General features: G+C 59.1%; 20 protein-coding genes and 1 riboswitch. Of the genes, 15 read left to right on the top strand and 5 right to left on the bottom strand.

Features of this window, described 5'->3' with window-relative positions; all coding sequences use genetic code 11:
- The first annotated feature begins 180 nt into the window (after positions 1-180).
- From FNT36_RS17450 to FNT36_RS17495, 10 genes are all read left to right on the top strand, one after another.
- Positions 181-1,830, top strand: a complete 1,650-nt coding sequence (locus FNT36_RS17450; protein WP_144850290.1) for a UxaA family hydrolase — start codon at positions 181-183, stop codon at positions 1,828-1,830.
- A gap of 175 nt (positions 1,831-2,005) precedes the next feature.
- A complete protein-coding gene (gene uxaC, locus FNT36_RS17455) occupies positions 2,006-3,451 on the top strand; it encodes a glucuronate isomerase (RefSeq protein ID WP_144850292.1) in 1,446 nt (481 codons plus the stop codon).
- A gap of 257 nt (positions 3,452-3,708) precedes the next feature.
- Positions 3,709-4,722 carry a sugar kinase gene (locus FNT36_RS17460; RefSeq protein WP_144850294.1) on the top strand — a complete coding sequence of 338 codons (1,014 nt, stop codon included), beginning with the start codon at positions 3,709-3,711 and terminating at the stop codon, positions 4,720-4,722.
- 123 nt (positions 4,723-4,845) lie between these two features.
- Entirely contained in the window at positions 4,846-5,493 is a 648-nt protein-coding gene (locus FNT36_RS17465) for a beta/alpha barrel domain-containing protein (RefSeq protein WP_144850296.1), read from the top strand.
- A 57-nt stretch (positions 5,494-5,550) separates the two neighbouring features.
- Positions 5,551-6,927, top strand: coding sequence for an MFS transporter (locus FNT36_RS17470; RefSeq protein WP_144850298.1), 1,377 nt, complete (start codon positions 5,551-5,553; stop codon positions 6,925-6,927).
- Positions 6,928-6,939: 12 nt separating this feature from the next.
- On the top strand, positions 6,940-7,485 hold the full coding sequence (locus FNT36_RS17475; RefSeq protein ID WP_233636016.1) for a nuclear transport factor 2 family protein: 546 nt from the start codon (positions 6,940-6,942) through the stop codon (positions 7,483-7,485).
- A gap of 71 nt (positions 7,486-7,556) precedes the next feature.
- Entirely contained in the window at positions 7,557-8,567 is a 1,011-nt protein-coding gene (gene fbp, locus FNT36_RS17480; RefSeq protein ID WP_144850300.1) for a class 1 fructose-bisphosphatase, read from the top strand.
- Positions 8,568-8,719: 152 nt separating this feature from the next.
- Complete coding sequence (locus FNT36_RS17485) at positions 8,720-10,264, top strand: aldehyde dehydrogenase family protein (RefSeq protein ID WP_144850302.1); 1,545 nt, start codon at positions 8,720-8,722, stop codon at positions 10,262-10,264.
- Positions 10,265-10,340: 76 nt separating this feature from the next.
- On the top strand, positions 10,341-12,401 hold the full coding sequence (locus FNT36_RS17490) for an alpha/beta hydrolase family protein (RefSeq protein ID WP_144850304.1): 2,061 nt from the start codon (positions 10,341-10,343) through the stop codon (positions 12,399-12,401).
- A 123-nt stretch (positions 12,402-12,524) separates the two neighbouring features.
- Positions 12,525-12,878, top strand: coding sequence for a hypothetical protein (locus tag FNT36_RS17495; protein ID WP_144850306.1), 354 nt, complete (start codon positions 12,525-12,527; stop codon positions 12,876-12,878).
- Positions 12,879-12,963: 85 nt separating this feature from the next.
- Here FNT36_RS17495 and FNT36_RS17500 read toward each other — a convergent pair whose 3' ends face one another.
- The 4 genes from FNT36_RS17500 to FNT36_RS17515 all read right to left on the bottom strand — a co-directional run bounded on the left by FNT36_RS17500 (position 12,964) and on the right by FNT36_RS17515 (position 18,590).
- Positions 12,964-14,694, bottom strand: a complete 1,731-nt coding sequence (locus tag FNT36_RS17500; protein ID WP_144850307.1) for a Na+/H+ antiporter — start codon at positions 14,692-14,694, stop codon at positions 12,964-12,966.
- A gap of 131 nt (positions 14,695-14,825) precedes the next feature.
- Entirely contained in the window at positions 14,826-15,857 is a 1,032-nt protein-coding gene (locus tag FNT36_RS17505) for a Gfo/Idh/MocA family oxidoreductase (RefSeq protein WP_144850310.1), read from the bottom strand.
- A 156-nt stretch (positions 15,858-16,013) separates the two neighbouring features.
- Positions 16,014-17,258 carry a homoserine dehydrogenase gene (locus FNT36_RS17510; RefSeq protein WP_144850312.1) on the bottom strand — a complete coding sequence of 415 codons (1,245 nt, stop codon included), beginning with the start codon at positions 17,256-17,258 and terminating at the stop codon, positions 16,014-16,016.
- Positions 17,259-17,390: 132 nt separating this feature from the next.
- Positions 17,391-18,590, bottom strand: coding sequence for a trans-sulfuration enzyme family protein (locus tag FNT36_RS17515; RefSeq protein WP_144850314.1), 1,200 nt, complete (start codon positions 18,588-18,590; stop codon positions 17,391-17,393).
- Positions 18,591-18,736: 146 nt separating this feature from the next.
- A riboswitch (SAM riboswitch) is annotated at positions 18,737-18,856 on the bottom strand.
- Between the two features lie 382 nt (positions 18,857-19,238).
- On the opposite strand from FNT36_RS17515, the gene FNT36_RS17520 reads away from it, so the two are divergent.
- The 3 genes from FNT36_RS17520 to FNT36_RS17530 are packed head-to-tail and all read left to right on the top strand — an operon-like array spanning position 19,239 to position 23,164.
- Positions 19,239-19,826: a (2Fe-2S)-binding protein gene (locus tag FNT36_RS17520; protein ID WP_144850317.1), complete on the top strand. Its 588-nt coding sequence runs from the start codon at positions 19,239-19,241 to the stop codon at positions 19,824-19,826.
- A gap of 20 nt (positions 19,827-19,846) precedes the next feature.
- Positions 19,847-20,884, top strand: a complete 1,038-nt coding sequence (locus FNT36_RS17525; RefSeq protein ID WP_144850319.1) for an FAD binding domain-containing protein — start codon at positions 19,847-19,849, stop codon at positions 20,882-20,884.
- Between the two features lie 6 nt (positions 20,885-20,890).
- Complete coding sequence (locus FNT36_RS17530; protein WP_144850321.1) at positions 20,891-23,164, top strand: xanthine dehydrogenase family protein molybdopterin-binding subunit; 2,274 nt, start codon at positions 20,891-20,893, stop codon at positions 23,162-23,164.
- A gap of 61 nt (positions 23,165-23,225) precedes the next feature.
- On the opposite strand, the gene FNT36_RS17535 is transcribed toward FNT36_RS17530, so the two are convergent.
- A complete protein-coding gene (locus FNT36_RS17535; RefSeq protein WP_144850323.1) occupies positions 23,226-24,467 on the bottom strand; it encodes a toll/interleukin-1 receptor domain-containing protein in 1,242 nt (413 codons plus the stop codon).
- Positions 24,468-25,014: 547 nt separating this feature from the next.
- Here FNT36_RS17535 and purE point away from each other — a divergent pair.
- Together purE and FNT36_RS17545 are read left to right on the top strand one after the other, a co-directional pair.
- On the top strand, positions 25,015-25,548 hold the full coding sequence (purE, locus tag FNT36_RS17540; RefSeq protein WP_144850325.1) for a 5-(carboxyamino)imidazole ribonucleotide mutase: 534 nt from the start codon (positions 25,015-25,017) through the stop codon (positions 25,546-25,548).
- 23 nt (positions 25,549-25,571) lie between these two features.
- Positions 25,572-26,795 (top strand): 5-(carboxyamino)imidazole ribonucleotide synthase, encoded by a 1,224-nt coding sequence (locus FNT36_RS17545; RefSeq protein WP_233636017.1) that lies wholly within the window; start codon positions 25,572-25,574, stop codon positions 26,793-26,795.
- Positions 26,796-26,861 lie beyond the last annotated feature (66 nt).

Genomic DNA, 26,861 nt, shown 5'->3' on the forward strand with positions numbered 1-26,861 from the left:
GACGAGCTTACCCACGCGCGGATTAAAAGTCCGCGCTAGGGAGCAGTTAGCACAAATAGGCTACCATCGTATTGGGCGCTGCCGCAAATACTGCTGACCTTTGTCCCATTGCCTTGTTTAGCAGGGATGAAACCTGCCAAGCGCTAGCTGATACTTGCTACTTGTTAATTGATATTTGCCATGAAGCACCTAGTTGCTAAAATCCACCCCGCCGACAACGTACTCGTTGCCCTCACCGACCTGCCCATCGGCACGCCCGTAACCTGGGATGGGGTGACCGTGACGACGACCGAGAAAATACCCGCGAAGCACAAGCTCGCGCTGCATGATTTTGCGGTAGGCGACGAGATAACCATGTACGGCGTGCTGGTGGGCAAAATGTCGGCCCCCGTGGCCACCGGCGGCCTACTCACCACCGGCAACCTCAAGCACGCCACCAACTCGTACCAGGAAGGCCAACACTCGCAGAGCTGGGCCCAGCCCAATGTGAGCCAGTTTGAAGGCCGCACTTTTATGGGCTACCATCGCCCCGATGGGCGCGTGGGCACGGCCAACTACTGGCTAGTTATTCCGCTGGTGTTCTGCGAGAACCGCAACATCCAGGTGCTCGAAGAAGCCTTGGTGAATGACCTAGGCTACGCCCGCCGCAAAAGCTACCAGCCCCAGACTCAGGCCCTCATCGAGCTGATGCAGGCTGGCAAGTCGGTAGAGGAAATCCTGGCCACCGACTTGCACTCGGCTGAGGTAGACTACCAGAAGCCCAAGCTGTTCCCGAACGTAGACGGTATCCGCTTCCTCAATCACGAGGGCGGCTGCGGCGGCACTCGCCAAGATGCCCAAGCCCTGTGCGGCCTGCTGGCCGGCTACATTACACACCCCAACGTGGCTGGGGCCACCGTGCTCAGCCTAGGGTGCCAAAACGCCCAGGCCACCATGCTGCAAGACGAGATAAAGCTGCGCGACCCCAATTTCAGCAAGCCGCTCTTCATCCTGGACCAGCAGACCTTGGGCACCGAGGAAACTCTCGTGAGCACGGCCCTGCGCCAGACCTTCGCGGGCCTTATGCAGGCTAACCAACAGCAGCGCCAGCCGGCGCCCCTCAGCAAGCTTTGCATCGGGCTGGAGTGCGGCGGCTCGGACGGCTTCTCGGGTATCTCGGCCAACCCCGCGGTGGGCCACACGTCCGACATTTTGGTGGCCCTAGGTGGCTCCGTTATCCTATCCGAGTTCCCGGAGCTGTGCGGCGTAGAGCAGGAAATGGTAAACCGCTCGGTAGACCACGAAACGGCCCAGCGCTTCACCTCGCTTATGAAGTCGTATGGCGATAGCGCCATCGCGGTGGGTTCGGGCTTCGACATGAATCCCTCGCCCGGCAACATTCGCGACGGTCTGATTACCGACGCCATCAAGTCGGCCGGCGCAGCCCGCAAAGGTGGTTCATCGCCAGTGGTGGCCGTGCTCGATTACCCCGAGCTCGTGACCAAGCCCGGCCTCAACCTGCTCTGCACCCCCGGCAACGACGTGGAAAGCACGACCGCCGAAGTGGGCTCGGGCGCCAACGTAGTGCTCTTCACTACCGGCCTCGGCACGCCCACCGGCAACCCAATTGCGCCGGTCATCAAAATCAGCACCAATACCAAGCTGGCCCAGCGCATGCCCGACATCATCGACCTGAACACGGGCACCATCATCGACGGCGAAGAAACCATTGAGCAGGCCGGTGAGCGCATCCTCGAATACGTCATTCAAGTGGCCAGCGGCCTGGAAGTGCATGCTGTGCGCCACGGCCAAACCGACTTCATTCCGTGGAAGCGCGGCGTGTCGCTGTAAGTAAAAATACGCCTGTCATCTTCAAAATACGTCTGTCATCCTGAGCTTACGAAGGACCTTATCGCGGTTGTAGTCATCAGAGATACTATTTCAACGTCTTAGTTCTGACGTGAGAAGGTCCTTCGCAAGCTCAGGATGACAAACGGTTGCTCATTGCTAATTGCTCATTATAATTATGACTCCCTTTCTCTCCGACGACTTCCTGCTGCAGACGCCCACCGCGCGCACGCTCTACCACGAGCACGCCGCGCCGCAGCCCATCATCGACTACCACTGCCACCTACCGCCCGACCAGATTGCCCAAAACCGGCAGTTTGAGAACATCACTCAAATCTGGCTCTATGGCGACCATTATAAGTGGCGGGCCATGCGGGCCAACGGTGTGAATGAGCGTTTCATCACGGGCGACGCGTCGGACTGGGAGAAGTTTGAGAAGTGGGCTGAAACGGTGCCCTACACCGTGCGCAACCCCCTGTACCACTGGACGCACCTAGAGCTGCGCCGCTACTTCGGCATCACTGAGCTGCTGAACAAGGACAGCGCCCGCCGCATCTACGAGCAGTGCAATGCCCTACTGCAAACGCCCGAATACGCGGTGCAGGGCCTGCTGCGCAAGATGAACGTGGCAACTGTGTGCACCACCGACGACCCCGCCGACTCGCTGGAGCAGCACCAAGCCATTGCGACCCAAGGTTTTGAGACGCGCATCCTGCCTACCTTCCGCCCCGACAAGGCCATGACGCCCGAGGCGCCCGACTACCCCGCTTACCTCCAGCGCCTGGGAGCAGCGGCGGGCATCGAAATTCGCGCTTATGCCGACCTGCTGGCGGCCCTTCGCCAGCGCCACGACTTCTTCGCCTCCCTGGGTGGGCGCTTGTCGGACCACGGCCTGGAGCAGATTTATGCTGCTGACTACACCGAAGCCGAAGTGGCCGCCATCTTCGATAAAGCGCGACTCGACCAAGCACTGACCACCGCCGAAATTGAGCAGTTTAAGTCGGCCATGCTAGTCGAGCTGGCTATCATGGACTGGGAGAAGGGCTGGACCCAACAGTTTCACCTAGGGGCACTGCGCAATAATAACGCCCGCGCCCTGCGCCAGCTGGGTCCCGACACCGGTTGGGATTCGATTGGCGACTTTTCGCAGGCGCAGGCGCTTTCGCGCTTCCTCGACCGCCTCGATAACCAGGACAAGCTAACCAAAACCATCCTCTACAACCTCAACCCGGCTGACAACGACATCTTCGCCACCATGATTGGCAACTTCCAAGATGGCTCGGTGGCCGGCAAGATGCAGTTTGGCTCGGGCTGGTGGTTCTTGGACCAGAAGGACGGCATGGAGAAGCAAATCAATGCCCTCAGCAACATGGGCTTGCTGAGCCGCTTTGTGGGCATGCTCACCGATTCGCGCAGCTTCCTCTCCTTCCCGCGCCACGAATACTTCCGCCGCATCTTATGCAACCTGCTGGGCCGCGACGTGGAAAACGGCGAGCTACCCGCCGAGGAACTACCCTGGCTGGGCCAGCTAGTCGAAAACATCAGCTATGGTAATGCTAGCCAGTACTTTGGCTTCGACCAAACAGCCGCACCGGTGAGTTCAGGAGAGTTGGTGGCAAGCTAGCTGATTTCTTTGCCGTAGTGCGGCATTTCAGTCCGCGAGTGCCGAGCGCGTAGCTAGGCTGCCTTAAAGAGCCACGCACTCGCGGACTGAAAATCTGCGCTACTTGCCTATCGACTATCGGCAACGATTACGCTAAAAAATCTTCTTAAACTGCATTTTTGGCTCTAGTCGGCGCCTACCTTTCCGGTCTTAAATTTCCCTAGGTGCCGCTATTGAGCAACTACTAGCCGAAGGCGCGCACCTAGTTTCTTTCGTATATGAAGCAAGTCGTAACCTTCGGCGAAGTGATGATGCGGCTCTCGCCGCCGCTGAACTACCGGCTCCCCCAAACGGCCACTCTCGAAGTAACCTACGGCGGCGGCGACGCCAACGTAGCCGCCGCGCTCGCCCAAATGGGCGTGCCCGCCGCCCACGTCGGCGTGTTTCCAGCTAATGAACTGGGCTATGCAGCCGCCAACCACCTGCGCCGCTACGGCGTGGATATGAGCCGCTGCCTTTTCACCGAAGGCCACCGCCTAGGGCTGTATTTTCTGGAAGTAGGTGCCTCGCTGCGGCCCAGCCGCATTGTGTATGACCGCGCCGATTCGGCTTTTGCGAACCTTGACCCGGCTGCTTTCAACTGGGACGAACTGCTAAAAGACGCGGGCTGGCTACACTGGACGGGCATCACGCCCGCCATTTCGGCCGCCGCTGCGCAGGCCACCGCCGATGCTATCGCGGCGGCGCGGCGCCTAGGTATCACGGTTTCGGCCGATGTGAACTACCGCCGCAACCTGTGGCAATATGGCCAAAAGGCCCAGGACGTAATGCCCGACCTCGTGGCTGGCTGCGATATCGTAGTCTGCACCGAGGGCGACGCTGACGACCTGTTTGGCATTAAGGCGGAGGAAAACTCCGACAACGGCTTTATCTCGATGAGCCAGCAGTTGACCCAACGCTTCCCCCAAATCAAGCGCGTGATTGCGACGCGCCGCCAAACCCAAAGCGCCTCGCACGAGCGCATTTGCGGCCTGCTGTGGGACCAGGGCGAGTTTTTCGAAACGCCGTTCTACGACATCAGCCCCGTGGTAGACCGCATTGGCGGGGGCGACTCGTTTATCTCCGGCTTTATTTACGGCGATGCCCACTACGAGAGCCGCGAGCAGGCCCTGTCTTTCGCCACCATTGCCTCGGCCCTCAAGCACACCATTCACGGCGACATTAACCTAGTAGCGCCGGCCGAAGTCGAGCACCTTATGCAGGGCAACCTGACGGGGCGCCTCCTGCGGTAGTCTATTTAAGCTGTTAGCTATCAGCTGCTAGCTGCTAGCTCCCCTAGGTGGGCCAAGGCAGCTTCCTTTCCACTTTGAACAGGTAGCCAACAGCTAGCAGCTGATAGCTAACAGCTCATAAAAATGTCTTCTTCTGAAGTCCTCGCTCAAGTACTTGCGGCGCCACTGGTGCCGGTTTTCTTCCATGCCGATGCGGCCCATGCCCAAGACATGGTGCGGGCCTGCTATGCAGGCGGCGTCCGGGTGTTTGAGTTTACCAACCGCGGGGCCAACGCCTTCGAGGTGTTTCAAGAGCTAGCCAAGCTCACGGCCACCGACTGCCCCGAGCTGGTGCTGGGCATTGGCACCATCTACAATGCGGCCGACGCCGAGCGCTTCATTGGGGCGGGCGCAGCCTTTGTGGTGCAGCCCATTACGACTGCCGACGTGGCCGAGGCCTGCCAGCGCCACGACGTGGCCTGGGTGCCCGGCGCCATGACCCTCAACGAGATATACGCGGCCACCCAACTCGGCGCGCAGCTAGTGAAAGTATTCCCGGGCAACGTAGTCGGGCCCGACTACATCAAGGCAGTGCGCGGGCCTATGCCGGCCACCAAGCTCATGGTAACGGGTGGCGTCGAGCCCACTGAAGCCAGCCTCGCCGAGTGGTTTGGCGCGGGCATCAACGCCGTAGGCATTGGCTCGCAACTCTTTAAGGGGGCCAGCGACCCGGCCGTGGTTACGGCCCGCGTGGCTCCGCTGATGCGGTTTATTTCTTCTTTGCAGAAATAAGAGCGGCAGGCAGCGCGCAGCGAAGCATCTCGCTCATTTTCAGTTAACCTATCTTCTATGAATCCCACCCTTCACAGCTCGCCGCCCGGCACCGACACCTCGGTGGTAGGCAAGTACCGCTGGACTATTTGTTCACTGGTATTTTTTGCCACCACCATCAACTACCTCGACCGGGCAGTTATCTCGCTGCTGAAGCCCTACCTCGAAACGGCGTTTCATTGGAATGCGGGCGACTACGCCAACATTGAGATTGCCTTCAAGCTGGCCTACGCGGTGGGTATGGTGGGCGTGGGGCGCATTATCGACAAGCTGGGCACCAAGCTGGGGTATGCTATCTCAACAGCCTTGTGGAGTCTGGCGGCTATGGGTCATGCGTTGGTTAGCAGCACGTTTGGCTTCGGGGTGGCGCGGGCTTTCCTAGGTGTCACGGAGGCCGGCAACTTCCCGGCAGCCATCAAGACTACGGCCGAGTGGTTTCCGCAGCGCGAGCGGGCGCTGGCCACGGGCATTTTCAACTCTGGGGCCAATGTGGGAGCCATAGTAGCGCCGCTTACGGTGCCGCTCATTGCCGAAACCATTGGCTGGAAGTGGGCTTTCCTCATCACGGGAGCGCTGGGTTTTGTGTGGCTGGTGCTGTGGTACGCCGTGTATGAAACGCCGGCCAACAGCAAGCGCCTGAGCAAGGCGGAGTTTGACTACATCAACGCAGACATCCCGGCAGGCCTGCCCGCTGAGAGCGCGGTAGTAGAGGAAAAACCAAAGACCTCGTGGGCTACGCTGCTGGGCTTCCGCCAAACGTGGGCCTTCGTGATTGGCAAGTTCCTCACCGACCCTATCTGGTGGTTTTACCTGTTCTGGTTGCCTGACTTCCTTGGTAAGCAGTACCACCTCAAGGGCACGGCCATTGCGTTGCCGGTAGCGGCGGTGTACGTGCTGTCGAGCATTGGGAGTGTGGGCGGTGGCTACCTGCCGTTAGGCTTTATCAAGCGCGGCATGCCCGCCTTCCAAGCCCGCAAAACGGCCATGCTGCTCATTGCCTTTTGCGTGTTCCCAATTGTGTTTGCGCAGTACCTAGGCGAGCTAAACATGTGGCTGGCGGTGCTGGTAATTGGCATTGCGGCGGCGGCTCACCAGGCCTGGAGCGCCAATATTTTCACCACTGTATCGGACATGTTTCCGAAACGGGCAGTGGGCTCGGTTACGGGTATTGGGGGCATGGCGGGTGGCCTGGGGGGAATTGCGCTGTCGGCGCTGGTGCAGAAGCGCATGTTCGTGTATTACGAGGCCCTAGGCCAGCTCAATAAGGCTTACTTCATCATGTTCCTGATTTGCGGCGGCATCTACCTGCTAGCCTGGGTTATCATGTTTACGCTAGTGCCGCGCATGGAGCCTATCAAGCTCGACGCCGACGATATCCTTCCCACCGCTTCTTAAGCTGCTTTTTCTATGAAACGCTCGTTTATCGCCGGAGCCCTACTGGCCTTGCCCGTGCTCACCTATGCCCAAACGCCCGAGACGCGGCTACAGCAGCCTACCAGCAGCAAGGCGCTAATCACGACGCTACCCACGCCCCTAGGTGGCCAAATGACGAAGAAAAACGCAGCGGCGGCCCAAGAAGTGGAGAACCTAGAGCGCCAGCGCTTCGCAGCCCAAGTCAGCAAAGACTACGCTTTCTTGGAAAAGGTTTTCGCCGACGACCTCGTGTATACCCACGCCAACGGCAAACAAAACGGCAAGCTCGACTACCTCCAGAGCATCCGCGATGGCAAAAGTGTGTATGACAAGATTGACGTGGAGAACATTAGCGTGCGGGCCTACAACGACGGTACCGCAGCTGCGGTGCATGGCCAAATCGTCATTTACCAGCCTAATAAGCCCGATGGCACGCCCAACGTGGCCCACATCAAGTACGTGACGATGCAGATTAAAGACCCTAAGAAAGGCTGGCAAGTCGTGCTGTGGCAGTCGCAAAAGCAGCCAGAAGCCAAATAGAAATACTCTTGTCATTGCTTCGTTGTCCCCCCTCGCAATGACAAGAGTATTTTATTGATTAAGTATCATTTATGTCCCCTACCCCTACTCACGACGAACTAGCTACCCCCGTTGGCACCACGCTCGAGCGCTACATCATGCGCAAGCAAGCTGAGTTTCCGTTTGCCACCGGCGAGCTGTCGCAGCTGCTGCGCGATATTGCACTGGCCAGCAAAATCATGGTGCGGGAAGTGAGCCGCGCGGGTCTCAATAGCATTGCTGAGGCAGTAGGCCCCGAGGGCGAGCAGGGCGCCCCGCGCCACCGCCTAGGAGAGGAGGCGCACATCCGATTTGTGCGGGCCCTTACCAATGGACGCGAGTGCTGTGCCGTGCTGAGCGAGGCGCGGCCCGACATCATCGACACGGGCAACCACGAGGGCAAGTACGTGGTGGCACTCAACCCGCTCAATGGGTCAGTGAGCCTGGACTTTAACGTGAGCACGGGCACCATTTTCAGCATTTACCGGCGCGTGAGCCGCTACGGCGGGCCGGCGCGGGCCGAAGACTTTTTGCAGGGCGGGCGAGCGCAGGTGGCGGCCGGCTATATCCTCTACGGCTCCAGCACTATGCTCGTGTACACCACCGGGCACGGTGTAGCAGGCTTCACCTACGAGCCCAGCCTAGGCGAGTTTTTCCTGTCGCACCCCCAGCTCACCATCCCGGCACAAGGCCAGGTCTTTTCGTGCAACGAAGGCAACTGGTTTGACTTTCCCGAGTTTGCCCGCACCTTCCTCACTACCTGCAAGGAGCGCCGCTACACCGCCCGCTACGTGGGCTCGCTGGCAGCCGACTACCACCGCAACCTCTTCACGGGCGGCGTGTATCTCTACCCACCTACCGCCGAGTGGCCCAGCGGCAAGCTGCGCCTGCTCTACGAGTGCTACCCTATTGCTTTCATAACGGAGCAAGCCGGTGGTGTTGCCGTGACCGGCGCCGACGAGGTACTCGAAGTGCCCCCTACTAAAGACCTGCACCAGCGGGTACCGCTTTTTGTGGGCTCGGCCGAGCTGGTGCGCGAGCTGCAAGCCGTAGCTAACGCCTAGGTGCCGCCCCTGTAGCGCGGGCCGAGGCGACCTAGCTAGCTTGGTTTACACCTCCGATTAGGTTACTTAGCGCCAACAATGCGGCGGGCAAGTCGCTTTTTATCCTGTTCTTTCACCGATTTGTGCGGCGTTGGCCGTGCGCACCTTTTCTCATGTCCAAAATTGTTTCGCCTGAGGTAGAGTTCGGCAAGCTGCTGAACGACGTCAAGCAGGCTGTTCCCGAAGTGTTTTCGCCCACGGGCGGCTACCTCAACCTACTAGAAGGCAAGTGGCAGGAGCCCGGCGACCCGCGCCCCTTCCACTCCCCCATCGACGGCTCGGAGATTGGCTCACTGCCCATGCTCAAGCACGATGAGGCCCTGCGCGCTGTGCGCTTTGCCAAAGGCGAAGCAGCCGCCTGGGCAGCTACCGACCTCGACGAGCGCCGCGCTAAAGTGCAGGCTTGCCTCGACCAATTGCGCCCGCACATCGACCTCGTGAGCAAGCTGCTGATGTGGGAAATCGGCAAAACATACAAGCTGGGCTTCAACGACATTGACCGCTGCATCGAGGGCGTGCAATGGTACGTGGACAATATCGAGAGCCTACTCGGCGACCGCCGCCCCCTAGGTCTGGTAAGCAATATTGCGTCGTGGAACTACCCGATGTCGGTGCTTATGCACGCGGTGCTGGTGCAGGTGCTGGCCGGCAATGCTGTGATTGCTAAAACGCCCACCGACGGCGGCTTTATCTCTTTGAGCCTCACCTTCGCCATTGCCCGCCGCTGCGGCCTGCCCGTGACGCTGGTGAGCGGCCCCGGCGGCGAGCTGAGCGACGTGCTGGTGAAAGACCCGGCCGTAGACTGCCTCTCCTTTGTGGGTGGGCGCTACAACGGCCGCAACATCGCCGACGCCCTCAGCCAGGAGCACAAGCGCTACATGCTGGAGATGGAAGGCGTGAACACCTACGGCATCTGGGACTACTCGCAGTGGGACGCGCTGGCCGACCAGCTCAAAAAGGGCTACGACTACGGCAAGCAGCGCTGCACAGCCTATGTGCGCTTTGTGGTGCAGCGCTCGCTGTTTCCCGAGTTCTTAGAAACGTATACCAAGGCCATCGGCAGCCTGCGCGTGGGCAACCCTACGCTGGTAGACAACCCCGGCGATAAGCTGCCCGACCTGGCCTTTGGCCCGGTCATCAATGCCCGGCAGGCCGAGAGCCTCGATGAGCTATTCAACAACGCCACCAAGACCGGCGCTATTCCGTTCTACCAAGGCAAGCTCGACGACTCGCTGTTCTTGCCCGGCCAAGACCGCTCGGCCTACCGCGCGCCGCGCGGCCTGGTGGGCCTGCCCCGCCAAGCCGAGCTGTACTTTAAGGAGCCCTTCGGCCCCATCGACAGCATCGTGCTGGTAGACCGCGTAGAAGAGCTGGTGGGCGAGATGAATATCTCGAATGGCGCCCTCGTCACGGCCCTAGGGTCTGACGACGAGAAGTGGGCCAACCGCACCGCGAAGGAACTGCGGGCCTTCAAAGTAGGCATCAACAAGTTGCGCAGCCGCGGCGACCGCGAAGAAGTATTCGGTGGCCTAGGCGAATCGTGGAAAGGTGCCTTCGTGGGCGGCAAGCTGCTGATAGAAGCCGTGACGCAAGGCGCCCCCTCGCAACCGGTGCTCGGCAATTACCCCGACGCTATTCTGCTGCCCGAGAAGGCGTAGCACTTTCTAAGACAACTATTTCGGGGCCGTTTTCCAGTAGGGAGGCGGCCCCGTTCTATTTCCCACCCCTTGTTGTATGTCCAAGCTTCTCACCGCCCTGCTGGCGCTACTCGCCCTAGGTGCCGCTGCACAGCCTTCGCCGGGCAAGCTGCCTAGCCCCGTCATCGACTGGCGGGCGGCTACTACGCTGCCTACCTACCTTTTGCAGCAGGTGCACGCGCAGTACGAGCCACGGCGGGCCGAGCTGGATAAGGCCCTAGGGTCAGCGACGGGCACCCAGGCCTACCGCGACTCGGTGCGGACGCGCTTTCGGCGGGTGCTGGGGCCGCTGCCGGCACGCACGCCGCTGCGAGCGCGGGTGGTGGGCACAGTGCCGCAGGTGGGGTTTCGAATTGAAAAAGTCGTGTACGAAAGCACACCGCGCCACCACGTCACAGCTAACTTGTACGTGCCCGAGGGCAAGGGCAAAAAGCCAACCGTGCTGCTCTTTTGCGGGCATGAGAACACCAGTAAGGCCACGCCCTCTTACCAGCAAACGGCCCGGTTGTTTGCCCGCAATGGCTTTGTAGTGCTCGTGATTGACCCTATTTCGCAGGGCGAGCGCATGCAGCTGACCGATGCCAGCGGCAAGCCGCTCACCCGGGGCGGCACCACCGAGCACACACTGCTCAATGCCCAGGCGGCGCTCCTAGGTCGTTCATTGCCCGCCGCCGAGCTGTGGGATAACGTGCGCGGCCTCGACTACTTATTCACGCGGCCCGAGGTGGATGCGACCCGCGTGGGCTGCCTCGGCAACTCGGGCGGGGCCACTCAAACGGCCTATTTCATAGGGTACGACGACCGCGTGCAAGTGGCCGCCTTGTGCAGCTACGTGGCCAGCGGCGAGCGCAACCTCAGCCTCACCGGCCCCGCCGATGGCTGCGTGCAGTTGCCGGGCGCGGGGGCAGTCGGCCTCGACATCGCCGATTGGCCCATCATGTTTGCGCCCAAGCCACTGCTATGGCTCACAGGCCGCTATGACTTTGTAGACCAGACCGATATGGAGGCCGCCTACGCCGATACGCACCGCGCTTACGCGGCCCTAGGTCAGCCCGAGCACACAAGTCTATTCACCTACGACGATGGTCACGGCATCTCGGCGCCCAAGCGGGTGGCGGCCGTGGCATGGTTTCGGCGTTGGCTAGGGATGAGTGGGCCAGCGGTACCCGAGGAAACGCCGCTGGTAGCCCTGCCCGAAGCCGCCCTGCGCTGCACTACTACCGGGCAGGTCAATACCAGCTTCAAGGATGAAGAAACCTTGTCGGCTAGCTACTTAATTGAGGCACGGGCCCTCGCTAAACGCCGCCCCTCCTACTCGCCTGAGGCGCTGGCGGCGGTGATAAGAAGACAGCTCGGCATTGATAATACAGGTGGCAACTCCCTCAACATTGACCTACGCGACACCTTGCGCCTACCCAACGGCCAGGCTTGGCAGAACATTCTGCTGCGCAACGCGGACCAGCCACCGCTACCAGCGCGCTTGCTTTTGCCTACTGGCCCCACCCCTACCCGCCTGGTGCTGTGGCTGCCCGACCTAGGGATGGCCACGGTGCTGCGCGACAGCGCCGCCCGCCTGGCCGCCTACCAGCGCCAAGGCACGGCAGTGCTGCTAGCCGACCTGCGCGGCCTGGGCGAAACTGCCGACCCCGCCACATTTAACGACCCCAAGTACTACAACCAGGAGTATCGCCCTACTCAACTGGCTCTGCACCTAGGGCGCCCGCTGCTGGCTCAGCGCGTGGCCGATGTGCGAACGCTCCTCAGCTTTTCGCGCAACGACAGCCGCTTGCGAACCCTGCCCATTTTGCTGCGCGCCGATGGCCGGGCGGCGCTGGTAGCCATGCACGCGGCGCTGCTTAGCCCACTAGTGCCAAAGCTTCCCGTAGCGAATGCCACCGAACAGGCTGGCGCTACTTCGGGCACCTACATACCTCAACTAGAGCAAGTGCAGGTGAGCGGCGGTCCTTCTAGCTTTCAACACTTTCTAGAAAACCCAACGACCAAGGATGCCTACTCGGAAGTGCTGCCGAGGGTGCTGCGCACCTACGATGTGTCAGACCTGCGGCGAGCTCTAGGTAGCCGGCTAGTAAATTATTGAGTTGGCACAGCAAAAAGCTGTTTTTAGCTGCACCATATAGACCTTGAGCAAATAGATACATAAAGAGATAGCCATTAGCACCAACTTTGAATTACTTATTCATTGCCGTTCTTCCTGCTTCGTATGAAATCATTTGTTCTCGCTGCCACGCTATTACTCACGGGGCTGGCTACGCGCCCGGCCCAGGCGCACACGCTCGCCTCTACGCGTTTGGTCCCGCGGGGCTTTTGCTTGTTTGGCCGGCCCACGGTGCGCCCACTCACGCGATACCTCGTCGCTACGCTACACCTCACGCATAGGCAGGCAGTAGCAGTGCAGCGCACCTTGCATGGCCACGCGGCCAAGCGCCTTGCACCTGAGCAACTGTCCCTGAGTCTAGGCCCCGTGCTAAGCCCCGAAGTGCAAGAGCAATTACTGGCTATGCAAGAAAACGCCGCTTCTTACCGAACGCTGACGTACCTCACCGCCCACCATTAGTCTACTCGTAGCAGAGGCTTACCGACAAGGCCCTACTTCCTTGACTTGTGCCCTGGCTACTCAGCTACAACTGCTGCATGGCAGCTTAGCTGGGCTCATCCAGCTTGGTGGGGCGGCCCTCAGGGCCCGGAAACCGGCTGGCGGCCTGGTCGGGCTCTAGGGCGGCAGTAGTTTCTTCGGCCGTTTCGGGCTGCTGCACCGTGGCGAGCTGAGTGTCGAGCGCAATCTCGAAGCGGTCTAGTTCTAGCTCAACCTGGCGGATGGCTTCTTCGCTAAATGCCCCTTCGCGGTGCAGCTTCACCAGCAGTTGGCGCTGGTGGTCGGTCATGGTGAGGCGGGCGCGCAGCAGCTTCTCAAACTCGTTAGCGGCGGCCGATTCAGCTTCGGCCGGGGCATCGAGGTCGGTGGCCTCGTTGGCGGCAAACGCACCGTGCAAGCGCCGCGCCTGACGGCGCTGGATTTCGCGCAAGGTTAGCAGGTTGGGGTCAGAGTCGGTGGCAATAAGACTTTCTAGGTAGCGCAGCGATTCGTTGGTGAGCGTCAGGCGCAGTTGCTGCTCTTCGGCCGCCCGCTGGGCCGGCGACTCCTGCACCCCTAGGCGGCGCACCAGCCAAGGCAGACTCAGGCCCTGCACCACCAGCGTGACCAGGATAACCACGAAGGTGATAAACAGCATGGTATTGCGCTGTGGAAACGGCTGCCCGCCGCGCACCACAAATGGCAGACCTAGGGCCGTAGCCAGCGACACCACACCCCGCATGCCGGCCCACGACGTGATGAAGAGATTGCGCCGGGGCGACCGCTCCTCCTTCCGGCCCAGCCAGCGCCCCAGCCATTCGCCGAGGAAGGACACCGGAAACACCCAGCCCAGCCGGATAGCAATGGCCACCACACTCACCAGCAGCCCATAGCCCAGCACTGGCCAGAAAGCGCTCGAACCGATGCCCTCCAAAATGGTGCGTAGCTGCAAGCCAATCAAGATGAAAACTAATCCGTTGAGCAAGAAACCAAACACGTTCCAGAAGCTGTGCTTGAGCAAGCGGGTTTGCTTGTCGTAGATGTCGTGCGAGCGGCGGCTCATCATCAGGCCCATGGCCACCACCGCCAGCACCCCCGACACGCCCAAGTGCTCGGCGCCTAGGTACACCCCAAAGGGCAGCAGCAGGGTGAGGGCCGTAATTTGGGTGGCGTCGGTTAGAATATTCTGAACGCGCACCATCACGTAGCCGACGACCACGCCCACGGCCACGCCGCCGCCAGCCACCAGCCCAAAGTGCCAGCTGGCATCCCAGAGGCCGAAGGTGCCACTCACTACCGCCGCCACAGCGTAGCGGTAGGCGATGAGCGCCGAGGCATCGTTCACTAGGCTTTCGCCCTCCAAGATGCTGGTGATGCGCCGCGGCAGCCCCAACCCCTTGGTGACGCTGGTGGCGGCCACCGCATCGGGCGGCGAAATGATAGCGCCAAGCACGAAGCCCATGCCCCAGGTAAAGCCCGGAATGAAATAATGCGCCAGCGCCGCAATAACCGTGGTGGTGAGCAGCACCAGCCCCACCGCTAGCAGCAGAATTGGCCGCCGATTGGCCACAAACTCGCGCCACGAAGTATTGTAGCTGGCCTCGTAGAGCAGCGGTGGCAAGAAGATAAAGAACACCAAGTCAGGCTCTAGCTTCAGGGGCGGCAGGCCCGGAATAAGCGCCAGCAGCCCCCCCGCCAATACTAGGAGAACCGGGTAAGGCAGCTTGAGCTTGGGGGCCACGGCCGACAGCCCAACCAGCAGGGCCATGAGGAAAATGACGATGGAAAGATGCTCCATAAACCAGTAGTAGAAGTAGCCCCAGGCCAGCGCCGCGGCCAGCCCAGGGAGCGCCCACCAGTGGCGAGCAAACTACTCTATACGGCAGCTAGCGCCATCCGCCTATCTCCACTAGCGTCTCCTAGGTGAGGCTACTCTTCCAATATCCGTAGCTGCGCCTCCAGCTCAGCCTCCGTAATTGGGTAAGGCTGGCCGCGCCGAATGGATTGATACACGGCCTCAAACAGCCCAGCGTAACTGCCGGGCCCGGCAGCTACAGAAGTAGTGGCAAGCGTGCCATCGGGCCCGAGCACCGTGAGGCGGCCTTCTTGGCCTGGCTGCTCCTGTCCAAAAGCGGGGTCAGTGGGTTGCATACCGGCTTGCAGCTGAGCTTCCTGCGGGTCAGTGCGGTCCTTGCGGTAGCTACCTAGGGTGCCGTGCAGCACAAAGGCCGGGCCGGGGTCGGCCACCAGCAGGCTTGAGGTTAGGTACACGTGCAGGCCGGCCGGGTAGTGCAGATGTAGGCTAAAAAAATCATCAACGAGCGAGTGCGCCCGGTATGCGCCCTGCGCTTTCTCTACCCGTAGTGGCGGGCCAAACAAACTAATGGCTTGGTCAACTAAGTGCGGCCCTAGGTCGAAAAGCAGGCCCGAGCCCGGCACGCCCGCTTCTTCCTTAAATTTCTTAGGGTTGAGCGCCGGCTTGAAGCGGTCGTAGCGGAAATGCACCTCGATGAGCTGGCCGAGCTGGCCGCTTTTCACCACGTCGCGCACGCTGCTAAAGTCAGTGTCCCAGCGGCGGTTTTGGTAGGCCAGCAGCTGGCGGCCCTGCTGCTGGGCCAGCGCTTGCAGCTCGCGCAGCTCGGCCGCGGTGGTGGCCACGGGCTTTTCGAGCAGCACGTGCTTGCCAGCCAGCAGCGCCTGCCGGGCCAGGTCGGCGTGCGTAAAGCTGGGCGTGTTCACCACTACCAGCTCCAGGGCGGGGTCAGCTAGCAACTCGTCCACGCTGCCGTAGCTTTTTATGTGTGGGTAGTCGGCCTGCATGCGCTGCTCGTGCCGCTGCACCACCGCTTGCAAGTCGAAGCTGGGGTGCTGGGTCAGAAACGGTGCGTGAAATATTTTGCCCGACATGCCGTAAGCCAGCAAGCCGGTTTTGATGGGTGCAGAATCGGTGGAGAGCGTCATAGCGCGCAAGGGTTCATAAAGGCAAAGAGGTTTCGCAAGGTAGAACCAGCCACCTTGCGAAACCTCTTTTTACTTCGCGAAGCTGCCTCCCTCAAAGCAGTAAGGTCATGCGCCTTCTCTTGGCGAAACCTCTTTTTACTTCGCGCAACCTCGCGCTTACGCTTCGGCCTCGGCCAGCTCTGGTACGCTTACGGCTGCCCGTAGCGGCGCAGCCAAGCGCACCACGCACACGCCCGCCTGGCGCAGCCAAGCCGCACGTGCCAATTGACCAAGCCCAATGGTACCAGTTAGATAGCTGCCCCGCTGGGCCGAGCGGAACTGCTCATGCACCACCGTAAAATCGGCCTCATCGGGAGCATTGGCTTCGTCGGTAAACGTCACGAGCACATCTACTTCGGCCGCATCGGGCGCTAGGTTCAGATGAGCGTTTTGCTGAATTTTCTTGTACTCATAGCGGTAGCCATAGGTGAGCGCCGACAAGTCTGACAGCACCGCCGACGCCGTGGGGAACGCCCCCGCGCCACGCCCTAGGAAGAACTGCCGGTCGGCAAAGCCGCTCTGCGTCACGAGGCCATTAAACTCGTCGTGCACGTTGCTTAGCTCGTGGCTAGGGGCCACTAGGGTCGGTAGCACCGCCGCCGCAATGCCGCCTTCGGGCAGCCGCCGCGCCTCAGCTACTAGCTTGATGGCCAAGCCCTGCTCGCGGGCATAGGCCGTAGCCAGCGGGCTAATGCGGTCGATACCCACGGCCAGTAAGTCTTCGGGCCCGGCCACCAGCCCAAAGGTGTGGGCCAGCAGCAGCACCAGCTTGTTGCGAGCGTCGAGGCCCTCCACATCAAGCGCCGGGTTGCTTTCCGCAAAGCCCAGCTTTTGGGCCTTGGCCAGCGCATCGCCGTAGGTTTGCCCATCGCGGTTCATGGCCGTCAGGATGTAGTTGGTAGAGCCATTAACGATACCCTCCACCGAGTCGAGCAAGTCGGTATCGTAGTACTCTTCTAGGTTGCGAATGACAGGAATACTGGCACACGCGGCTGCTTCGTAGAGCAGTGGCACGCCCGTGTTTTTTTGCAGCTCGATAAGCTCGGGCAGGTGCTCGGCCAGCATTTTCTTATTGGCCGTCACCACAGCTTTGCCGTTCAGTAAGGCTTGCTTTACAATAACATACGCCTCGTCGGCATTGTCAATCAGCTCCACGATTACGTCTAGGTCCGGGTCGTCGAGCAGGTCTTGTTTGTCGAACGTAAACAGCTCGGTGGGTAGCGTACGGGCTTTGTTGCGGTCCTTCACCGCAATGCGGCCGATGCGGGCGCGCAAGCCGGGCGTGCGCTCTAGCACCGCGTGCAAACCCTGGCCCACCACGCCAAAACCGAACAGGCCGATGGTAATATTAGTACGAGTCATGATGGTAGTTATCGCTATAAAACGACTGTCATGCTGACGAAGGAAGCATCTTACCAGGTTAGAACCCCACTTGATAAGATGCTTCCTTCGCCAGCATGACAGTCACTTTTCAGCTTTATAACGTATTGTTGATTAAGCTACTACCAACTCACCTTCTTTCGTCACTACGTGCTCTTCCTTGGCAGCGGCCAGTTGGTCGAGCGCCTGGGCTAGGTCAGCAATGAGGTCGGCGGCATCTTCGAGGCCGATGCTCAGGCGCACCAGCCCATCGGCTACGCCCGAAGCTTGGCGGGTGGGAGCTGGAATTGACTTGTGGGTCATGGTGGCGGGGTGGCAGAGCAGGCTCTTCGCGCCGCCTAGGCTTTCGGCAAGCTTGAAGTACTTGGTCGACGTCACCAGCTTGGTAGCGGCTTCGATGGTATCTTCGGTGAGGGCCAGGGCAATGATGCCGCCGAAGCCACCCGATTGCTGCTTCTTAGCTACCTCGTGGTTGGGGTGGCTTTCGAGGCCGGGGTAGTACACGCGGGCCACCTCAGGGCGCGTTTCCAAGAATTTAGCCACTTCAAGGGCCGAAGTGCTGGTGCGCTCGATGCGCAGCGGCAGCGTCTCAATACCCCGAATGGTGAGGAAGCAATCGAACGGCCCCAGGATGCCACCCGAAGCATTCTGAATGAACTTCAGCTCTTTAGCCAGCTCTTCGGTCTTGGCTACGGCGATACCCGCGATGAGGTCCGAGTGGCCACCTAGGTACTTGGTGCCGCTGTGCACCACCAAGTCGGCACCCAGCTCGATGGGGCGCTGCAAGATGGGCGAGGCAAACGTGTTATCAACGCAGAGCAAACAGTTGTGCGCCTTAGCAATAGCCGAAATAGCGGCGATGTCCGATACCTTCAGCGTGGGGTTAGAAGGCGATTCCAACCAGATGAGCTTAGTCTTGTCGGTGATGGTTTTGGCGACGTTCTCGGCGTTGGTGGTGTCGCAGTACACGATGTCGATACCTAGGCGGCGGTACACGTGCTCAAACAAGCGGAAGGCACCACCGTAAATGTCGTCGATGGCAACTATCTGGTCACCAGCCGAAAGCAGCTTTACTACCGCATCAATGGCGGCTAGGCCGCTAGCGAAAGCGTAGGCCGCGTGGCCGCCTTCGAGGGTGGCTACCAGGTTTTCGAGGGCCAGGCGAGTGGGGTTGCCGGTGCGGGCATAGTCGAAGCCTTTGTTGACACCGGGAGCTTCCTGCACATAGGTGGAAGTCTGGTAGATGGGCACGGCGATAGCGCCGGTTTGCTCGTCAACGGGAATGGAGTGGAGGAGGCGGGTTGCAACAGACATGGCAAGAGAAGTTTATTGTTTGATTGGAACAGTAAACCCCTATTTCCCAAGCACCTAGTCAAGAATCTCTTACCGAAAGAGCGTAAAAAAAGCCCTTCCGACAAGTCAGAAGAGCGTACACCGCGGCCGCGGCAAGGCATCTTTTAGACTTATCTTCTTCTAAGCTTTGGCCGAAGCCGCGTCTCAGAACAGGAATTAGCACCTTCACATTACTGCTGGTTGCTAAGGCATCACAGGGCCTGTCCCTCCGCCTTTCTTGATAAGTGCCCCGGTAAAGGAGCATGCCACAAAGGTAGAAGCGTAAATTTTGAAAATGCAAGCATTGGCGAAAAAATATTTTTTATCGTCGTCAGCAAGGCACTTTCCTCTCACTGGCAAAACAGCGCGCTATATTCATTAGCATACAACGCTTTATTACTGCTAATGCCTCTGGCTATTTTATCATATAATTCGGCACTCTTACAGACAACCAAAGGCTCAAGCCATCGCCTAACTGTCAGCTAAGTACGCTGTGCAATCGCCGGGCTAACTTCTTTATTTAGACGCAATAAAAACATCAAAAGCTCAAGCTAAACCGTAGCGTAGAATAATTACATAGCTAGCCGCCCTAGGTGGCTATTCGCTTCACCTCTCCTACCCTACTGCCTTATGAGTCTCCAATTCATTCAAGAGCCGCTCGACAAAGCCACACCGCACGTGGTGCCGGCCCAGGCCGTGACGCTCAATGTCAACGGCGAAGACCACACCATTCAGATTGCACCTTGGACCAGCCTGCTCGACGCCCTGCGCGAGTACATGGACCTGACTGGCACCAAAAAAGGTTGCGACCACGGCCAGTGCGGTGCCTGCACCGTCCTCGTTGATGGCAAGCGCATTAACTCTTGCCTGGCGCTGGCTACGGTGTATCAGGGCAAGAAAATTCAGACCATTGAGGGCTTAGGTACCGAGGATAACCTTTCGCCACTTCAGCAGGCGTTTGTAGACCACGACGCGTTCCAATGCGGCTACTGCACGCCGGGCCAGATTTGCTCGGCGCAGGGCCTCATCAACGAGGGCCGCTGCAAGACCGAAGACGAGGTGCGCGAGCACATGAGCGGCAACCTCTGCCGCTGCGGCGCTTACACCAACATCTTGTCGGCCGTGATGGAAGTGCTGCACGACGGCGACGTAGTGGTCGATAACGGCGTGCTCATCACCGTTCCGGTAGCGTCTACTAAAGCCAGCTCGGTCGAATAACCCCTTATCCTTAGTCCCTTATGAATAGTTTCACCCTTACCCAAGCCACGGCCGCCGACGAGGCCGTGCGCGACTTAACCAGCCACGATGGCGCGGCCTATCTAGGCGGCGGCACCAACCTCGTGGACTTGATGAAGTACAACCTCGAGCGGCCGACCCACCTCACTAGCCTGGGCTTGCTGCCACTCACCGACATCACGAGCCTGCCCGATGGCGGCCTGCGTCTGGGCGCGCTGGCTACTAATGCTGATACGGCCTGGCACCCCGAGGTAGAAAAGCGCTACCCGCTGCTGAGCCAGACCATTTTGGCCGGGGCTACGCCGCAGTTGCGCAACGTGGCCACCAACGGCGGCAACCTCAACCAGCGCACCCGCTGCTACTATTTCTACGACTTGGCCACGCCCTGCAACAAGCGCGAGCCCGGCACCGGCTGCTCGGCCCTCACCGGCCCCAACCGCGTGTGCGGCGTGCTAGGCACCAGCGAGAGCTGCATTGCCACCCAGCCCAGCGACATGTGTGTAGCGCTGGCGGCCCTAGAGGCCGTGGTGCGCGTGCAAGGTCCTGACGGCGAGCGCACCATCCAATTTGACGACTATCACCGCCTACCGGGCGACCACCCCGAAAAGGACAACACCCTGAAGCCGGGCGAGCTGGTCGTGTCTATTGACCTGCCCGAGGAAGGCTACGCCGACCACTTCACCTACCTCAAGCTGCGCGACCGCAGCAGCTATGCCTTTGCGCTGGTGAGCGTGGCGGTGGGCTTGAAAATGAGCGGCAACACCATTGAAAAGGCTCGTTTTGCCTTGGGTGGCGTGGCCCATAAGCCTTGGCGCGACCAAGAGGCCGAGAAGATGCTGGAAGGCCAAACGGCTTCGCCCGACTTATTCCGCCAAGTGGCCGCTAAGGTGTTTGCTGAGGCAAAGGGCTATGGCGAAGGCTCGCTGCATAACTCATTTAAGATTGAGCTGGGCAAGCGCGCCATCGTGCGGGCACTCAAGCAAGCCACCGAGATGAGCCAGGTAGTCAACCCGAACGTGTTTTTAAATTCTAATCCGTAAGCTAGTATGAGCCAGACTATTGCCACCCCGCCTACCGTGCGCCTCGACAGCGACGTGATTGGCAAACCTATCAACCGCACCGATGGCCCGGCCAAAGTGAGCGGCGCGGCCAAGTATGCCGCTGAGTTCGGCGTAACCGGCCCGCTGTGGTACGGCTACATCGTGAGTAGCCCCGTAGCTAAGGGTAAGATTACCAAAATCCACGCCGACGAGGTGCTGGCCATTCCGGGCGTGCAACAGGTGTTCTCGCACGAGAATGTGCCCTCCTTTGCCTGGTTCGACCGCGCTTATAAGGACGATGTGGCCCCCGGCGGCTCGCCCTTCCGCCCGCTACACGAGCCCGAAATCATGTTCAACCAGCAGCCGGTGGCGCTGGTGGTAGCTGAGACCTTTGAGCTGGCCCGCTACGCCGCTTCGGTGCTGCGCATCGAGTACGATGTAGAGAAGCATAACACTGACCTAGACTCGGTTATCGGTGAAGCCTTTGATGCTCCGAAGGGTAAAACGGGCTTCGTGCCCCCGCCCAAGCCCAAGGGCGACATGAACAAAGCCTTTGCCGAGGCTCCGCACAAGGTGGCCGGTGAGTACATCCACCGCGCGCAGCACCACAACCCGATGGAGATGTTCGCGACCACCGTGGACTGGCTGGGCGACGGCAAGAAGATGAAAATCTACGATAAGACGCAGGGCGCGCCCAACGTGCAGCAGTATATCGCCAAGATTTTCGGGTTGAGCACCAACGAGGCGCGGGTTATCTCGAAGTTCACGGGCGGCGGTTTTGGCTCGGGTTTGCGGCCCCAGTACCAGGTGTTTCTGGCCGTAATGGCGGCCCTGGAGTTGGAGCACTCGGTGCGGGTAGTGATGACGCGCACGCAGATGTTCAGCTTTGGCCACCGGCCGCATACGCTGCAAAAGCTGCGTATTGCTTCCGATGACCAAGGTCACATTCAAGCGCTGGAACACAAGGCATTGGCTGAGACTTCTCAGTTTGAGAACGCAACCGAAACAGTGGTGAACTGGACGGGTATTCTTTACAACTCGCCCAATACCAACTTCGATTATCAACTGTCCAAAATCGACGTGTACACGCCGCTCGACATGCGGGCACCGGGCGCGGCTACTGGCAACTTTGCCAGCGAAAGCGCCATCGATGAAATGTCGTACAAGGCTGGCAAAGACCCGCTCGATTTCCGCCTGCTCAACTACACTTACAGCGACCCCACCGAGAATAAGCCCTTCACCAGCAAGCGCCTCGACGACTGCTACCACGAAGGCGCCGCCCGCTTCGGCTGGGACCAGCGCAACCCCGAGCCCCGCTCGATGCGCGATGAGAAAGGCATGCTCGTAGGCTGGGGCGTGGCCGCTGGCTGCTGGGATGCCTCTATGCAGAAAGCTGCCGCCAAGGCCGTGCTTTCGGCCGATGGCCACCTCACCGTGAACAGCGCCACCAATGACCAAGGCGCTGGCACCTATGTTATTATGACCCAGATGGCCGCCCAGACCCTCGGGCTGCCCATGAAGCAAGTAACATTCAACCTAGGTGATACCAACATGCCCGCCGCCCCCGTGCAAGGCGGCTCCTGGACGGCCAACTCGGTGGGCGCGGCCGTGAAGGATGCCTGCCAGGAAGTAGGCAAGAAGCTGCTCAAGCTGGCCCAGAAGATGGATGACTCACCCCTAGCCGGCGCAGACTTCGAGGACGTGCAATTTGTGGACGGCCACATCCGCGCCAACGAGGACATCACCCGCTCGGTGGCTATCGAAGACATTCTGGCTGCCAGCGGCGAAGAGAAGATTGAGGCTGACGGCAAAGCCGGTCCCAATCCCATCAACCAACTGAAGTACTCCATGCACTCGCACAACGCGGTGTTTGTGGAAGTGAAGGTGGACGAGGACCTAGGTACCATCCATGTGACGCGTGTGGTAAATGCCGTGGCCGCCGGCCGCATCATGAACCCCAAAACGGCCCGCAGCCAGGTGCTGGGCGGCACGGTGTGGGGCCTGAGCATGGCGATGATGGAGGAAACTTACCTCAACAACGAGCTCGGCCGCTACATGAACCATAACTATGCCGAGTACCACATTCCGGTGAACGCCGACATCCACAAAATCGACGTGATTTTCGTGGAGGAGGAAGACGACATCGCCAGCCCCATCGGCGTTAAAGGCGTTGGTGAAATCGGGATGCTGGGCGTAGCCGCCGCCATTGCCAACGCCGTGTACCATGCTACCGGCAAGCGCGTCCGCGAATTGCCGTTGACGAGTGATAAGCTGCTGTAAACTAGTAGTAAGTTGGATAAGAAAGCGCCCCGTAGCCAATTGGCTGCGGGGCGCTTTCTCGTTAGAAAAATTCTATCATTAAATGTGAATCATTTTCCATTGCCTCAAGCAAAGGAAGTATTTTTTCGAGTTCTTCATCCTTGGTAAGCCAATCGTCTAATTGTGGTGCAAAAAACCTATCCGCTTGACTAGAATTGTACGTTGACGACTGGGCGCATATTATAATATTATAAGGCGTTAAAAATCTAGTTCTAGCTACTGGACGTTCTTCGAAATAAATAAGCTTACCATCCCTGAACATTGCACCATCTTCGCGTTCCTCATCTTTAATTATTTCACCCCTATATAAAGCATAATTTTCCGATGCATATTTTCTAAAACTGAGCTGCGCGGCAATACTAAGAGCAGAGTCTTCTGAATCTTCAAGCGCAGGAACCCCCTTTGTTTTTAAATAAATAAATTCCTTATAAGGTCTTGAACACCTATAAACAGCAACCTTATCTATCTCTAATTCATTCGAACCAAATCGGCATCTCGTTTCACTTAAAACCTCAAATTCCTTAATTGGCATTGATGCTCCACCTCTAAACCACCATATTGGTGTAGCAATGCCACCTTTCCTTAAATTGCCATCAGGATACTGACTAAAAGAAATAGGCTTAGCTAAAAGCAGTTTTAGTCTTTCTATAATTTCTTTCGGTTCGTTAAACCATCTCAAACCACGAACTCCTGGAAACGCTTTACTTAGCCTACCAGAGAAAAAATCATATTGCCTTATTTTAATCTCGTACTTATCATCCCCTATCTTTGAAATGCCATATTCTAGCGTTTCTTCCTCATCGTCTCTTACATTATCATTATCGTCTGCATTCTCAATATTTCCTGTATTACCAGTTATTTTCTCCGTAATCGCTTGAGCTAGTTGCTTACAATCATAACCTTTTATTGATAAATACCCAACTGTTTGCCTAATACCAGGTATCACCGTATCATCTAGCCTAAATGGCAAAATATATTCTTCACTGTTAGCAAAAGCCCTAGCTTGTGCACTTTCCCTTTCATGATTCGTCCACAGCTTTTTTGCATAATGACTAGAAATAAACATAACGCAAAACTTGGATTTATTAGTATATATATCATCTAAATGCGTATAAAGGTCTTTACCCCATAAGCTTATTTGCTCATATCTGTCATAAAACACCTTCAATCCGCTTTTTTTCAGCAGACCTGCAACACAGTCTACAAAGTCTCTATCTTCACCTGCGAAAGAGAGAGTTACATCATATTCAAAAGAATTATTCATGAAGAGTAGCTGTTCGAAATCAGAATACTTACTCAGCCCAACAATAGTGGCTGATAGTTGTGGTTATATTCTCTGCAATTTACATGGTTTCAGAATATAATCTAACTTGACCGCAACATACTGTCTACAGCGACGCTAGCGGGCAGGCCGTTTTAGAAGAGAATACCCTACGTGCTAGCTGTCAACGCGTCGGCGCTTTATAGCTTTACCTGCTTCATTCAGGTGGGCCTGCAAATAACCGCCATGAAAGTTGACCGAACGTTGGGTCTTAGTGACCTAGTACAAAATCCTGTTGGAGCGCTGAGAATGAACTGGGCTGGGGCCCGTATTTTTCAAGATTCGTCCAGATTGCAGGCTGCCACTTGGACTGCCACAGTAAATTTGTGGCCGAGGTAACGGGCTTCCCAGTGAACATCCGTTGCGCTCACGGGATGACACGCACCCCAATAACTGGCTGTGCAAATGCGGGTTTTAGCCCGCGCTTACGTCCAAAATCCCGTTTTTTCGACCACCTAGGGCTGCCCCGCCCCTTACGATAAGGCTCACCATGAGTACCCCCTCCACCTCCGACACCCCTAGCCCCAGCGCTACCCCAGGTAAGCCACTAGTTGGCGTTGTCATGGGCTCCAGCAGCGACTGGGACACTATGCAGCACGCCGTGCAGATTCTCACGGATTTTGGTGTGGCCCACGAAGCGCGTGTGGTATCGGCTCACCGCATGCCCGACGACTTGTTTGCGTACGCCGAACAAGCCGGCCCGCGTGGCTTGCAGGCCATCATTGCCGGCGCGGGAGGGGCCGCCCACCTGCCGGGTATGCTAGCTGCCAAAACCACGGTGCCCGTGCTCGGCGTACCGGTAGCCAGCCGCCACTTGCAGGGCGTGGATTCGCTGCACAGTATCGTGCAGATGCCTAAGGGGGTACCCGTGGCCACGTTTGCGATTGGCACAGCCGGGGCAGCTAATGCTGCGCTGTTTGCGGTCAGCCTGCTGGCCCTGCACGATGCGGACCTGGCGACCAAGCTAGCTGCGTTTCGCGCCGCCCAAACCGAGGCCGCCCGCGCTATGACCCTGCCCGTATGAGCGCCGCTAGTCACGAGGTAGCTATGACCCCGATTTTCCCCGGCAGCGTGGACACCGCAGGCCAACGAGCCACCCTAGGGGTACTGGGGGGCGGCCAGCTGGGCCGGATGTTTGTGCACGCCGCCCAGCGCCTGGGGTACTTCACTGCCGTGCTGGAGCCCGACGCGCAAAGCCCCGCCGGGCTAGTGAGCCACCACCACATCCAGACCAGCTACGACGACCCAGCCGGACTGGCCGAACTGGCCCAACTGTGCCAGGCCATCACCACCGAGTTTGAAAACGTGCCGGCCCAGACTCTGCAAATGCTGGCGCAAACCCGCCCCGTGGCACCGAGCGCGGCCGTGGTGGGCATTGCCCAAAACCGCATCGAGGAAAAAGCTCATTTCGCGGCCTGTGCCGAGGTATCAGGCGTGACCTGCGCGCCCTATGCGGTGATTGAAACGCCGGCCCAGTTACAGGTCGTGCAGGCCGAGCGGGCAGATTTACTGCCCGGCATCCTGAAAACGGCGCGCATGGGCTACGACGGCAAGGGCCAAATCCGCGTTAAGTCTGCCGACGAGTTGGCCGCCGCCTGGGCCGAGCTGGGCGGCGTGGCCTGCGTACTGGAAAAGATGCTGCCGCTCACCGCCGAGTGCTCGGTGCTGGTGGCGCGCGGCTGGGACGGGCAGGTTGTCAGCTTTGCCCCGCAGCGCAACGTGCACGAGGCAGGCATTCTGGCCGTGACCCACGCCTACGAAGGCGCAATGCCCGCCGCCCTGGCTGAAAGGGCTCGCGAGGCGGCTGTGGCCATTGCGCAGCACATCAGCTACGTTGGGGTACTGTGCGTCGAGTTTTTTGTGGTAGAAGACGGTAGCGAGCACGGTGGCCTAGTCGTCAACGAGATGGCTCCGCGCCCGCACAACAGCGGCCACTACACCATAGATGCCTGCGACGTATCGCAGTTTGACCTCCAGGTGCATGCCATGGCGGGCTTGCCCATGCCGCAGCCACGCCAGCATTCGCCGGCCATCATGCTCAATTTGCTAGGCGACGTGTGGTTTAACGCCGATGGCCAGCCGCAGGAGCCGGACTGGTACGCCGTGCTGAGTTTGCCGGGCACGCACCTGCACCTATATGGCAAGCTGGAAGCGCGCGCCGGCCGCAAAATGGGCCACCTGACCATCACTGGCCCGGATGTCGCCGGTGTCAAAGCCGTGGCGCACCGCGCCGCAGAGCTGCTCGGCTTGCCGGGACTGGATGCTATTTAAGTAGCAGACTTATTCTTGAAATTAAGAAGACCGCAAAAAGCGCGTTAGTCATGCAGAGCGCAGCGA

Origin of the sequence: Hymenobacter setariae (assembly GCF_007713685.1) — a bacterium.
Taxonomy (GTDB): Bacteria; Bacteroidota; Bacteroidia; order Cytophagales; family Hymenobacteraceae; genus Hymenobacter; species Hymenobacter setariae.